This is a genomic window from Propionivibrio sp., from assembly GCF_049316945.1.
Taxonomy (GTDB): Bacteria; Pseudomonadota; Gammaproteobacteria; order Burkholderiales; family Rhodocyclaceae; genus Propionivibrio.
In genome coordinates this window covers 1-13,351 of record NZ_JBMOJE010000053.1, presented here as the reverse complement: position 1 = coordinate 13,351, position 13,351 = coordinate 1, and the positions used below count along the sequence as shown (strand labels likewise).

The following is a 13,351-nucleotide window of genomic DNA, read 5'->3' as shown; positions in this document are numbered from 1 at the left end:
GGCGGCAAGTTGTTGTCTGTTTTCTATCATCGTCTGCTCGCTAGTCGCAGCCCGTCTGCGCGCGCTGGTCGCGCATCTGGCGGGTTTGCTGACGGCTGGTGTCGTCGGCATTGGCGGTGCAGTCAAGTGCGGCACAAAGCTGCGGGTGTGGCAAGCTGGTTTCCGGGGTTAACAAACCACCGGCAAGGTCGGCTGCAAACTGCCGATAGTCGTAGTCGTCCTGCCGACGCAAGTCCAGCCAGCTTTTGGCGCTCAGTGAGCCGCCAAGCAGGCCAAGATAAAAGCCGGGGTAGGGGTCGCCGTGATAGCACGGCGGGGTCTCTGGTCGAGCGTGGGCACGGCTGGTGAGCAGGCGATACACCACGTTGTCGCTATCGGAGGCGAGTACCAACAGGTATTTGGTATGCCAGCCTGTTGCGTCGTGATAGTAGCGGGGGTGCCTGAAAATCTGCCCCGGCGTGGCCAACTGCGTTGCAGGCATGTGCTTAGTTCCGCTGGGTCTGGATTAGCGCCTGATGTTCGTGGGCAAATTGAAGGATGGCGGCACGGTTCGGGTCGTTTTCGGCCAGAGACAGGGCGTAGTCAATGGGCTGGTCGAAACCACGCCCGTCGTTCCAGATACGCGCCCACGCCCCGTTCTCGGCATGGGTGACGTCAATCATGCGGTGTGAAAGCTCGTCGCGATATTGTTCGGCCAGGGTGCCCATGATGCGTAGTTCGCGCCTGGTGAAATGGCTGTCGTCAAACTCGGCCTGCGCGGCAACGGTTTCGCGCACATAGTCGATGACCTTTTCCGGCTCGATGCGGATGGCGGCGACCATGTCCGGCTCGGGGTCTTCCCATTCCTGTTCAAGTGCTACGGGTACCGGCCCGAATTTCCATGCGCGATAGTCAAGCCCGGTCACACTGCGGCCTGTCAGGCGGAAATGCTCGAAATCAAGCAGGTAAAGCAGCTTGAACAGCTTGATTTTGCCAAGATGGCGGGTGTGATTGGCGAAGTAAATGATGGCGTTAATCATCTTTTCGCGTTCGTGACTGACTAGCATCGCTTCCTCGGTTTTGGCTTGCTGCTTACCAGCGCTGTGCTACATATATTGGCAAGAAATCGCCGTTCGCTGGCCGGGCAATACTATCACGGTAGCCTGATTCGACGAATCGAATAGCGAGCCTTACAGAGGGAGGGCATTTTGACCAATACGCTTACCTCGGTCGGTTCGGCTAGTCGGCAGTCATTACAGTCATTCCGGCGAAAGCGACCGTAGGAAGTGGAGAGCCCGGGATGACGGGGCTTTGTGTCTATCTGTTTTAACCTACAAAAGGCAGTTGACCACAGCGAACACGGCGAACAGCGCGAAGCCTCCCTGAAGAGGGACAACGGAAAAACAAGAGCTTGCAATGTTTTCATGATTCACCCTTTGGGTAAGCCATGAAATCCTGAAAACCTGAGGCTTTTCGCCGTGCCCGCCGTGTTCGCCGTGGTTAAACTGAGGTTTTAGGGTTTAACATGACTGACTACCAGCCAGCGTCTTGGTGTGCGGCGTTCTGAATCAGATTATCTTCTGAGATGCTCATGAACAGGCGATCTACGAAGATGATGCCCGGAACGCCGCGTAGACATTGGCCCCCACAGGCATCACCTCGAAGAAGAGCATAGCTATTGCCTTCCAGCCCGCCTCGGGGGCGGCAGCTTCAGCCAGGCGCACTGCCCAACTGAAGCCATCAGTACATTCCCAGATGTGGATGGACCCAGGCACGACCGCCGTTGCCCGATAAATGGGTCAGCATCGCACAGCATTTCTCAAAAGAAAGAATGCGAAGCTGACCTTTTTAGCTCCCGCTCACCGAGGCGCAGGCGTAAGTTCGGGCACATTCCCGCCAGGTGATATCCGGGCTGCGGAACTAATCAAGAATTGCGGCCAGCGCCCGGACATAAAGCGCTCCGACCGTCAACTGCAGCGCCGCGATGGGCAACCCGATCCGCAGGAACTGCATGAAGCTCACGCGACTGCCATGCGCGGCGCAGATGCCGACGGCGACGACATTGGCCGAGGCGCCGATCAGCGTCGCGTTGCCACCGAGGGTGCCACCGAACATCATCGCGACGAATACCGGCAGCGTGGCCGTCGGCCAATTGACAAAACCGGGAGCAAGCGCGACCTCCGGAGCGGCACCGGCCACCACCAGGTAGCCGGTGACCATGACCAGTGCGGCGGCGACCACCGGGATGTTGGCCAGCAGGCTCGACAGGACCCCGATGCCGGCCAGCAAGACGAAAGCCACAGGCATCAGGTCGGCACCGAACCACTGGTAGACCTGGATCGACAAGCCTTGCAGCAACTCGGTCTTGATGAAGGCCTGGACCAGCGTGAAGATGGCGCCGAGAAACAGGATCGTCTTCCAGTCGACATCGCGGATCACCTCGCCGACCGGTTCGATGCGAGCACCATAGATCAGGAGCAGCGCCAGGGCCGCGCCGATGATGGCGACCTGAGGCGGGACGATGCGCGTTGGCAGGGACTCCCCGACAATGAACAGGGTCACCATGAGCAACAGCACGAGCAGCGACAGGACCAGGAAACCGGGGCGCTCGATGGGAACGGGTGGGCGCTCCTCCGGCAGGGTCACCCGCGCCGCCCAGACCTTGGGCAACAGCAACGGCAGCAACGGCACCACCGCGAGCACGGCCAGCACGCCACCCAGGCTGACCATCCGCAAATAGTCGAGGAAGGACAGCCCGATCGCACTGCCGACCAGAAAGGTGGCGGGGTCGCCCACCAGGGTGAGCATCCCCGCGGCGTTACTGACGATGGCCGTGATGATCAGGGGCCCGACGATGTCGACCTTGAGCGCCCGGCAAACGTTGACGATGACCGGCGCCACCAGGATGACCGCGGTGGCGTTCGGCAGGACGGCGCACATGGGCGCGACCAGCGCGACAATCAGCAGCAGCAGCCGCTTGCCGCTACCGCCGGTGGCGCGCAGGAACATATCGCCGATCCGCTCGAAAATTCCTGTCTTGCCGATCACCCGCGCCACCACCATGCCACCGAAGAGCAACGCGAGCGGGCCACCGGCGGTGTGCACGATCGGCATCAGATCGCTACCTTCGAGAACCCCGAACGCGATCAGGGTGCTCACCCCGAGCAGTGCGGCGACCACCATGTCCACAAGATCGAAGGCGATGCAGAGGATGACCGCGGCAAAGACAGCGATGGTGAGGTTGATCTGGAAGTCTGTCATCGGGGCATCACTCAGAGGCTGTGAATTAATTGGCACCGGCATCCAAGACCGTCATTCCGGCGCAGGCCGGAATCCAGTGCGCACCTCTGATATCTATGAAAACAATCAGATAGACGAACTAGACCCCGGCCTTCGCCGGGGTGACGAGCTGGGTGATTTGGCTGAAATGAATTTTTCACAGTCTCTCAGTCGATCGGTGGAGAATAGTGGAGTCCGCCGTGCATCCACAGCCGGTTAAGACCGCGCTCGATCTTGAGCGGGCTGTTGCGCCCGACGTTGCGCTCGAAGACCTCGCCGTAGTTGCCGACCGCCCGCAGGGCCCGGATCCCCCACTGAGGCTCGATCCCCATCGACCGCGCGATCATCTCGCCCTCGTAGGGGTTCCGCCGCAGCAGGGGGTTCCTGTTCTCCTCGATCTCCGCATCGAGCCGGTCACGGGTGACGCCGTATTCCTCCCCCAGGATCAGGATGTTCAGAACCCAACGAATCACCGTCGCCCACTCCGGATCGTTACCCCAGACGACCGGGCTGAGCGGTTCCCTGGAGATGCGTTCGGGCAGGATCACGAAGGACCCTGGATCACCCGGCGCTCGCAGACGCATGGCCGCCAGTGCGCCAGAGTCCGAGGTATAGGCTTGGCATTGGCCGGCGAACAGAGCTGTCGCCGCCTGCTGGACCGAGGCCATGAGCAGAGGCTTTACCGACCTGCCGTTCGCCTTGAAATAGTCCTCCAGGTTACGCTGGTGCGTCGTTCCCCTCTCGACGCAGATGGTCGCACCGTCGAGGTCGGCGAGCGTTGCAATCCTGGCCGCGGCCGCGACCATGAAGCCCTGTCCATCGTAAAAGAGGATGCCGGGAAAGCGAACCTTCAATACAGCCTCGCGGGTAAGGGTCCAGGTGGCGTTGGCCAGCAACAGGTCGATCCTGCGCGTCTGCAGCGCGGGAAACCGTGTGGTGGTTTGCAGCGGCACGAACTCCACTTTTTCCGGGTCGTTCAGCACCGCCGCTGCCACTGCACGGCAGAAGTCGACCTCCAGTCCGCGCCAGCGTCCATTGGCATCGCGCTCGGAGAAGCCGGGAATGTCCTCGCTCACCCCGCAGCGCAGTTGCCCACGCGCTTTCACCCCGTTCAAGACCTCGGCGGCCTCGACCTGCGGCAAGGCCGCGAGCATCAGAAGCAGCACGGCAACACAGAGAACAGTCAGTTTCATCCGCGGCATCCGAATCTGCAGGGCGATGTGCTTATTCATTGTCAAGGTCATCCATGCTGGTTTGACGGGTCGATGGAAGCTCCCACTGAACTCGTCCTGCGCAGCCGACAGTTTGCTTGCCGAGGCGAACGCGGGGGAGACAGAAGGCCAACTCCGGCATGACGGGCAGCTTCAGGCCGACATCATGACGGTCACCGATCCGATACTACCCAAGGTAAACCGATCATGCAATACGCAATTCTAATTTCAAACAGTTATTTATAATCATGCACTTGAAGAATTTAATTATTTTTATAAGAAGCAGAACTATTCGCTACAAAATGCATCCAAGAAAATCGGCCGATGTTTCTCATGCAATGTTGTACCTTGATTCGCGGCCCTGTGTAGTGAAGGTTGATCTGGCCCGTATTACCTCTCGAAATGCGCAAGTCGTCGGGTCTTACCCCCCCCGTATCGTCGAAAAGGAGCTCAAGTAATGCATTCGATCCTGCGTGTCGCCGCCCTGCTATTTGCTGCCGTGCTCCTGCTGTTTGCGGCCCAGGCACGTGCCGCAGACCCTCCCAAATTCAATGCCGAACAACTCGACCAGATGCTGGCGCCGATCGCGCTCTTTCCCGACGCACTCCTGTCGCAGGTGCTGATGGCATCCACCTATCCGAAAGATGTTGCGGAAGCAGCCGAGTGGGCGTTCCCCAACCGCAGCCTGAAGGGTGACGAAGCTGTGAAAGCGGTGCAGTACAAGCCGTGGGATCCCAGCGTGCAGTCGCTGGTCGCCTTCCCGCAAGTGCTGGCCATGCTCGGCGAAAAGCCCGAATGGGTTCAGGATCTCGGCGACGCTTTCCTGGCGCAACCTGAAAATGTCATGGATTCGGTACAGTTCCTGCGCGCCAAGGCCAAGGGCGCCGGCAACCTGAGCTCCAACGAACAACAGATCATTGCTGTGCAAGCCGCACCGCCGGCACCGCAAACCATCGTCGTTACGGCGCCACCCCCGCCGGCCCAGATCATCACCATCGCGCCGGCCAATCCACAGGTCATTTTCGTGCCGATATATAACCCGGTCCATGTCTTCGGCCCGTGGTGGCACCCGCTGTTTCCGCCATTCTTCTTCCCGCCTCCGGTGCGCTGGGGATTCGGCTGGAACCCGATCAGCACCGCCATCTGGTGGGGCGTCGGCATCGGCGTGACCAACGCGCTGTGGGGTGGTGTCGATTGGCGGCGGCGTAACGTCAATATCAATGTCAATCAGTGGAACAACATCAACGTCAACAATCGCATCAACTCCAATAACCGGGATGTGAACTGGAACCACAACCCCGGCAACCGCCGCGGTGTTCCTTATCGTGACGCCAATACGCGCGATCGAATACTGCAGAATAAGCCCGGGGATCGTGGCGGCCGCCAGGAGTATCGCGGCCGCGAGGATCAGCGGGCGCAGGCCAGGGCTGCGCTGTCCGATCGTGTCGGCGCAGAGAATCTGGACCGCGAAGCGCTACGCAACATCGACCGCAACCAGATTCCGCAGCGCACACCGGGAGGCGACAGAACACCGGCAGGCGAGCGCGCCGGCAACATCGACCGCAGTCAGGTTCAGGATCGGGCGGGCAACATCGACCGCAGCCAGGTTCGGGACCGGGCCGGCAGCATCGATCGCAGTCAGGTTCAGGATCGCGCCGGCAATATCGATCGCAGTCAGGCCCGCGACCGCGCCAGCAATATCGATCGCAGCCAGGTTCAGGATCGGGCGGGCAACGTCGACCGCAGCAGGGTTCAGGATCGCGCCAGCAACATTGAGCGTAGCCAGGTTCAGGACCGCGCAAGCAACATTGACCGCAGCCAGGCGCGCGACCGAGCCAGCAATATCGAGCGTAGCCAGGCACAGAACCGCAACGAAAGCGCTGCGCGAACCAATCGCGACAATGCGCTGCGCGGCGCCAACGACGGCAGGCAGGCACAACAACAGATCGACCGTGGCCGCGCAAGCCAGGCTGCCCAGCGGCACAATACGCCGCAGCGGCAATCCAATGTTACGCCCCCGGCAGGTGGTGCTGCCGCCCAGCGGCACAATGCCCCGCAGCGCCAATCCAATGTTTCTCGCCCCGCCGGTGGCGCCGCCGCCCAGCGGCGCAATCAATAACGAGGGGCCGACCATGAAAGGTCCAATGATGAGCAATCGATGGTTGAAGGCTACAGCCGCGCTGATCTGCGCACTGGCAATGTCTGTATCGTGTGCGGTCGCCGGGACGCAAAAAGTTTTCGCCTCGCCGGAAATTGCGGCGGAAGCCCTGGTCGATAGTCTCGCGCGCAATGACGATGGCGAAATACGGGCGATTCTCGGCGTCGAATACGCGCGCATGATGTCGCTCGATGACCTGGCCAGCGAGGATCGCCTGGCTTTTCTCGCCGCCTGGGCAAAAGGGCACCGCATCCTGCGCGACAGCGACACGCTGGCACGTCTCGAAGTGAGCAGCGGCTGGACATTGCCGATACCGCTGGTGCGTAGCGGCAGCGGCTGGATCTTCGATACACGGGCGGGAAAGGAAGAAATGCGTATCCGCCGCATCGGACGCAATGAACTGGCCGCGATTCAAACCATGTATGCCTTCGTCGATGCACAGCGGGAGTACGCCGCGCAGGACCGCAACGGCAACGGCGTCCTCGAATTCGCGCAAAAGATACTCAGTTCACCCGGCAAGCAGGACGGCCTCTACTGGCCAACGGCTGCCGACGAGCCGGAGAGCCCGGCGGGCCCGCTGCTGGAGACGAAAGACCTGAAGGAGGGCTACCACGGCTACCGCTTCAGGATTCTCAAGGCGCAGGGGAAGGCGGCACAGGGCGGCGCCCGCAAGTATGTCAAGGGTGGGCACATGACCGAAGGTTTCGCGCTGGTCGGATGGCCGGCCCGCTACGGCGAGACCGGCTTGATGACCTTCGTCGTCAACCAGGACGGTATCGTCTACCAGAAGCATCTAGGGTCCAGAACTGCCGCCATCGCTGGCGCGATGACGCAATTCGACCCCGACGCTTCGTGGACGGCGCTCCCCGCGCCGTGACCGAGCGGCGCCCGCGCCTGCATCACTGCGCCAAAAGTAACATCCGGCACGGGCAGGAACAGGGGCATTTTCGGGGCAGATGAGGAAGCTTTGGCGATAGAAAAGAAAGTATCGAAGACGAAGATTTTTCTGGCACGATTGGTTGTTGTGCTGATGGTCGCGTTCGTCGTTCTCGGGATCGTAATGCACGGTCTCTCGGTGCCGGTTTTTGAGCGCATCTGGCAAAACCTGCTCGAGCGTCCAGGCGGGCCGATGACCTTCCGTTTCATTCTGCAGCCCATCATGGCGACCATTGCGGCGCTGCTCGACGGAGTCAGGGACGCCCGCAGCGGGCGCGATCCCTACTTCTGGACCATTCTGACCAATCCAGCGCAACGCGGCAGTCGCCTGCACGAGGGGCTGATCGCCACCGCGCGGGTCATCCTCCTCGGCCTGTGCATGGATCTGGTCTATCAATTCATCGCCTTCGACACCTTCCATCCGGCCGAGGCGGTGATCGTCGCCGGCTTGCTCGCCTTTGTTCCGTACCTGCTGCTGCGCGGCCCGATCACGCGTGTCGCCCGCTGGTGGCTTGGTCGTCGATCGGCAAACGAAATCCGCTGATGGGCTGCGCATTCGAGGATCAATGACCATGACCACCCGCAAGGTACAGATTCAGGCCGCAGTGCAACGAATGAAGCCGAAGCGCCGCTATCTCGCGTCCGACTTGATTGCTGCGCTGACCTTTGCCGTGGTCAACGTGCCGCAGGCGATGGCGCACGCGCTACTGGCGACGGTCAACCCCTTGCTCGGCATTTACACCCTGATGGTCGCGGTGCCCATCGGCACCATCTTCAGCAGTTCGGTCTTCATGAATGTGTCGACGACCGGTGCGTTGTCGGTGGCCGCCGGGGTGGTGCTGGCAGATTTCCCCGCTGATCAGAAGCTGCCGGCGCTCGTCGTGCTGGTGTTTTTGGTGGGCGTGATCCAGTTGCTGGCGGGCCTGTTCCGGCTGGGGTTCATGATCCGCTTCGTTTCCAATTCGGTAATGACCGGTTTTCTCAACGGCGTCGCCGTGCTGATCATCCTCGGCCAGTTAAGCGACCTGACGGGCTATAAGAGCAGCTTCACGAACCGGGTCGCGCAGGCGCTGGACCTTCTGTTGCGCATCGGCCAGATCAGTGTCCAGGACAGCATCATCGGCGGCCTGACGCTCGTGCTGATCCTGGCGCTACTGTTCTTCAAGCGCTTGCAGCGCTTCGCCTTCATCATCGCGATTGCCGCGGCGACCGTCCTGCTGGCCGTGCTCAACCTCCCGTTCATGTCGACCACCGCCCTCTTCGCCACCGTCCCGACAGTCGGTGACATCGCCGCGATTACGCGCTCACTGCCCGACTTGATGATGCCTCAGCCCTCGCTGGTCATGTCGCTCTTGCTGCCGGCTTTCTCGGTGGCCGTCATCGGCCTGGTGCAGGGCGCCGGTGTCAGTCAGGGCACGCCCAACCCCGACGGTCAGTACCCGAACGTGTCGCGCGACTTCCTCGGCCAGGGTGCGGCCAACATGGCCACCAGCCTGGTCGGCGGCATTCCTGCCGGCGGGTCGGTCTCCGGTACGGTGCTGATCATGAGCGCGGGCGCCCGCTCGCGCTGGGGCAACATCTTCGTCGGGTTGTTCGTGGCGCTGATCGTGTTGCTGGCCGGACCGCTGGTGGAACGGGTGCCGATGCCGGCGCTGGCCGCGCTGCTGATCGTCGCCGGTTTCCAGGGCCTGCGCATTGAACAGGCGGTGATGGCCTGGAAGACCGGTCGCATTTCCAGGCTGGTGATGATCGCGACTTTCCTCGCTACCTTGACCATCCCGCTGCAGTTTGCGGTGCTCTTCGGTGTGGTGATGAGCATCATGCTCAACACCATCCGCCAATCGAACAAGGTCGTCGTCGTCCAATGGGTACTGCAAGCGCAAGGCTTTCCCGTGGAACAGCCGCCGCCCAAACGCCTGCCCAGCCACCAGCTCACCGTCTTGCAAGTTTACGGCAGCCTGTTCTTCGCCGCGGCCAAAAACATGGAAGAGATGCTGCCGGCCGTCGGCGATGCCACCCGCGCCGTCGTGGCCATCAACCTGCGCGGCAAAAGCGAGATCGGCAGCACCTTCGTGACCGTGTTGCAGCGCTATTCCCAGGCGCTGCAGGCCAGGCAAGGCAAACTGATGCTGGTCGGCGTGGATCCGCTGGTACGCGACCAGTTGGCCAAGACCGGGGTGCTCATGCTGATTGGCGACGAGAACGTCTTCGTGGCCACGCCGCAGCTCGGCGCGGCGCTCAACCAGGCGGTGGCGGCGGCCAATGCCTGGCTGGGCCAAGCCCCCGGCGGCGCCTCGCCCGAAAAGGCCTAACATGCGACCGAGTGAAACCGTGCCTGCCGTAGCCGACCCAACTGCGCTGCCCGCGCCGCTGCCCACGACCGCCCCGCCAGGCTTCCACCTGCTGGCCAAGCCGAGCGGGTCGACGTGCAACATCGATTGCACCTATTGCTTCTTCCTGTCCAAGGAATCGCTTTACCCGAACGACAAGCACCGCATGAGCGAGGCTACGCTGGAGGTCTACATCCGCCAGTTGCTCGAGTCGCACCGGGCGCCGCAGGTGACGGTGGCGTGGCAGGGCGGCGAGCCGACGCTGATGAAGCTCGACTTCTTTCGCCATTCGGTCGAGCTGGTCGAGAAGTACCTCCAGCCCGGCCAGAGCGTGCAGTACACCTTCCAGACCAACGGTCTGCTGATCGATGACGAGTGGAGCGCGTTCTTCAAGCAGCACAACTTCCTCGTCGGCCTGAGCGTCGACGGCCCGCGCGAGTTGCACGACACCTACCGCGTCGACCGCCGCGGTCAGGGCACCTTCGACCTGGTAATGCGCGGCTGGCGGTACTTGCGCAAGCACCAGGTCGACTTCAACATCCTGTGCACCGTCAACGCTGCCAACCAGCAACACGGTCGCACGGTGTACCGCTTCTTCCGCGACGAGTTGGGTGCGAAGTGGGTGCAGTTCATCCCGATCATCGAGCGCGCCACCGAGCAAACCATCAGCATCGCCAACAAGGGCTGGAGCGAGCAGGCCGGCAAGAAGCGCCTGCTCTATACGCAGACCGGCAACCTGGTCACCGAGCGTACGGTGGGCGCTGAACACTACGGCCGATTCCTCATCGACATCTTCGAGGAGTGGGTGCGCAATGACGTGGGCCAGGTCTTCGTGCAGCTCTTCGACGTCACGCTGGAGGCCTTCTTCGGCCGCCATCTGTTGTGCATCCACGCACCCACCTGCGGCTACGGCCCGGCGCTGGAGCACAACGGCGATCTCTATGCCTGCGACCACTTCGTCGAGCCAAAGTACAAGCTTGGCAACATCCACCAGACGCACATGATCGAGTTGATTGCGTCGCCCGCGCAGCGCCAATTCGGCCAGGACAAGCGCGACGCGCTGACGGCGCAATGCCGCAACTGCAAGGTGCTCAACTGGTGCAACGGCGGCTGCCCGAAGGACCGCTTCGCGCTGTCGCGCGACGGCGAGCCGGGCCAGAACTACCTGTGCAAGGGCTTGGAACTGTTCTTCACCCACACCGGGCCGACCTTCAATGTCATGGTGCAGCAACTGCGGCAGAACCGCCCACCCGCCGAGGTGATGGCGTCAATCGCCGCAGACGATGCCAAGCGCGGGGCCTATCAGCCCTGCCCCTGCGGCAGCGGCAAGAAGTTCCGCTTCTGCCACGGTGACAAGGCACCGGCTTCGCCCTTCAGCAGGGTCGATCGCCCCGCGCCGGCAGGAGATACGGCGACGCCGCAGTGAGAGCAATGAGTTTTTTGGAACCGGGTTGCCAGAAGACGATCCGGAATTTGTGTCAGCACTGAAAGGAAGAGACCATGGCAGCTAAGAAACCGAACATCCTGATCCTCTGGGGCGACGATATTGGCTGGTGGAACATCAGCTACAACAGCCGCGGCCAGATGGGCTACCGTACGCCCAACATCGACCGCGTCGCCAACGAAGGCGTGGCCTTCACCGACTACTACGCGCAGCAGAGTTGCACGGCAGGACGCGCCGCGTTCATGACCGGCCAGAACCCGATCCGCACCGGCCTGACCAAGGTGGGGATGCCGGGCGGCACCAACGGCATCCAGCCCGAGGATCCGACCATCGCCGAGTTGCTCAAGCCGCTGGGCTACGCCACTGGCCAGTTCGGCAAGAACCACTTCGGCGACCGCGACGAGCATCTGCCGACGATGCACGGCTTCGACGAGTTCTTCGGCAACCTGTACCACCTGAATGCCGAGGAGGAGCCCGAGGACCCCGACTACCCGAAGAACCCGGAGTTCAAGAAGCGTTTCGGGCCGCGCGGCGTGCTGCATTGCAAGGCCGACGGCAAGGGCGGGCAGACGGTCGTGGACACCGGGCCGCTGACGATAAAGCGCATGGAGACCGTCGACGACGAGGTGACCGAGCGCGCGCTGGGCTTCATCGACGAAGCGCACCAGGCGAGCACGCCCTTTTTCCTCTGGTACAACACCACGGCGATGCACTTCCGCACCCACTGCGCCGAAAAGCACAAGGGCAAGAGCGGCCAGGGCGACTACAACGACGTGATGGTGGCGCACGACGAGAACGTCGGCATGATGCTGGACAAGCTCGATGCGCTGGGCATTGCCGAGGACACCATCGTCATGTATTCCACCGACAACGGCGTACACTTCAACACCTGGCCGGATGCCGGCATCACGCCGTTCCGCTCCGAGAAGAACACCAACTGGGAAGGTGGCTGGCGGGTGCCGTGCTTCGTGCGCTGGCCGGGCCAGTTCAAGGCCGGCACCGTGCTCAACGGCATCTTCACCCACCAGGACTGGCTGGCGACCTTCCTCGCCGCCGCGGGTGAGCCGGAGGTCAAGGAAAAGCTTCTCAACGGCTACAAGGCTGGCGAGAAGACCTTCAAGGTCCACCTCGACGGCTTCAACATGCTGCCCTACCTGAAGGGCGAGGTGAAGGACAGCCCGCGACAGTCCTTCTTCTACATCAGCGACGACGGCGACATCATTGCCATCCGCATGCAGGACTGGAAGGTGGTGCTGATGGAGCAACGCGCCAAGCAACTGGCGTGCTGGTTCGAGCCGTTCGTGAAGTTGCGCATCCCGAAAATCTTTCACCTGCGGCGTGACCCCTTCGAGCGTGCCGACGAGAACTCGAATACCTACTACGACTGGTGCATCTCCCACGCCTACATCATGTACATGATGCAGGGCGTGGTCGCCAGCCAGATCGAGAACTTCGTCAAGTTCCCGCCACGGCAGAAGCCGGCCTCGTTCAACCTGGATGCCGTGATGCGCGACCTGGAAGCCGCCAGCGCCGATTGACCTGCCTACTCCATCGGCCGCAGCGATGGGGCCGCGCCCAGCCGTCCGGCCGGGCGCGCTGAATCAACAGATCCGGGCGCCAATAGAACGGTGGTCCGGGTCTATTCATTGTGGATTTCATGTCGGAACACGACGTGAGTGCGTCGGTTGCCGCCGCGCTGGCGGATAGCCCATTCAAGCTGCCGTATGCGACATAATCGGGATTATCGGACGGCGCGGACGCAAGCGGCGTGATGTCCGATCATCGAGCGACTGCTAACCGCGCAACTTGAACATCAAGTCCAGGGCGATCTGCGTGCTTTTTCCGTAGGGCGGCTGCATCGCCAACTGGATCGACGAGAAGGGCCCCTGGCGAAAGACCGGGCGCAGCTTCGAGAAGGTCAGAAAGCCCTCATAGCCATGGTAGTGCCCCATGCCGCTGGCGCCGACGCCGCCGAACGGCAGGTCGTGCTGCCCCGCCTGCACGATGGCCTCAT

At 62.0% G+C, this 13,351-nt stretch carries 10 protein-coding genes and 1 pseudogene; 6 read left to right on the top strand and 5 right to left on the bottom strand.

From position 1 onward, the window contains the following. Positions 1-40 precede the first annotated feature (40 nt). The 4 genes from ACOYNV_RS13315 to ACOYNV_RS13300 form a co-directional block, all read right to left on the bottom strand. Complete coding sequence (locus tag ACOYNV_RS13315; RefSeq protein ID WP_422900268.1) at positions 41-481, bottom strand: hypothetical protein; 441 nt, start codon at positions 479-481, stop codon at positions 41-43. 4 nt (positions 482-485) lie between these two features. Continuing rightward, positions 486-1,046: a Panacea domain-containing protein gene (locus ACOYNV_RS13310; protein WP_422900267.1), complete on the bottom strand. Its 561-nt coding sequence runs from the start codon at positions 1,044-1,046 to the stop codon at positions 486-488. Between the two features lie 853 nt (positions 1,047-1,899). Continuing rightward, positions 1,900-3,240 (bottom strand): SLC13 family permease, encoded by a 1,341-nt coding sequence (locus ACOYNV_RS13305; protein WP_422900266.1) that lies wholly within the window; start codon positions 3,238-3,240, stop codon positions 1,900-1,902. Positions 3,241-3,425: 185 nt separating this feature from the next. Then, on the bottom strand, positions 3,426-4,490 hold the full coding sequence (locus ACOYNV_RS13300) for an amino acid ABC transporter substrate-binding protein (RefSeq protein WP_422900265.1): 1,065 nt from the start codon (positions 4,488-4,490) through the stop codon (positions 3,426-3,428). 436 nt (positions 4,491-4,926) lie between these two features. On the opposite strand from ACOYNV_RS13300, the gene ACOYNV_RS13295 reads away from it, so the two are divergent. The 6 genes from ACOYNV_RS13295 to ACOYNV_RS13270 all read left to right on the top strand — a co-directional run bounded on the left by ACOYNV_RS13295 (position 4,927) and on the right by ACOYNV_RS13270 (position 12,875). After that, positions 4,927-6,588: a DUF3300 domain-containing protein gene (locus ACOYNV_RS13295; RefSeq protein WP_422900264.1), complete on the top strand. Its 1,662-nt coding sequence runs from the start codon at positions 4,927-4,929 to the stop codon at positions 6,586-6,588. A gap of 25 nt (positions 6,589-6,613) precedes the next feature. Then, the gene (locus ACOYNV_RS13290; RefSeq protein WP_422900263.1) at positions 6,614-7,504 is read left to right on the top strand and encodes a DUF2950 domain-containing protein; all 891 of its coding nucleotides are present in this window, start codon (positions 6,614-6,616) and stop codon (positions 7,502-7,504) included. A 90-nt stretch (positions 7,505-7,594) separates the two neighbouring features. Then, positions 7,595-8,107 carry a hypothetical protein gene (locus ACOYNV_RS13285; protein WP_422900262.1) on the top strand — a complete coding sequence of 171 codons (513 nt, stop codon included), beginning with the start codon at positions 7,595-7,597 and terminating at the stop codon, positions 8,105-8,107. 28 nt (positions 8,108-8,135) lie between these two features. Then, the gene (locus ACOYNV_RS13280; protein ID WP_422900261.1) at positions 8,136-9,875 is read left to right on the top strand and encodes a SulP family inorganic anion transporter; all 1,740 of its coding nucleotides are present in this window, start codon (positions 8,136-8,138) and stop codon (positions 9,873-9,875) included. Between the two features lie 19 nt (positions 9,876-9,894). Beyond that, positions 9,895-11,319: an anaerobic sulfatase maturase gene (locus tag ACOYNV_RS13275; protein WP_422900260.1), complete on the top strand. Its 1,425-nt coding sequence runs from the start codon at positions 9,895-9,897 to the stop codon at positions 11,317-11,319. Between the two features lie 74 nt (positions 11,320-11,393). Beyond that, positions 11,394-12,875: an arylsulfatase gene (locus ACOYNV_RS13270; protein ID WP_422900259.1), complete on the top strand. Its 1,482-nt coding sequence runs from the start codon at positions 11,394-11,396 to the stop codon at positions 12,873-12,875. A gap of 255 nt (positions 12,876-13,130) precedes the next feature. Here the strand turns inward: ACOYNV_RS13270 and ACOYNV_RS13265 are convergent. After that, positions 13,131-13,351: pseudogene (locus ACOYNV_RS13265) on the bottom strand (hypothetical protein); the annotation flags it as partial.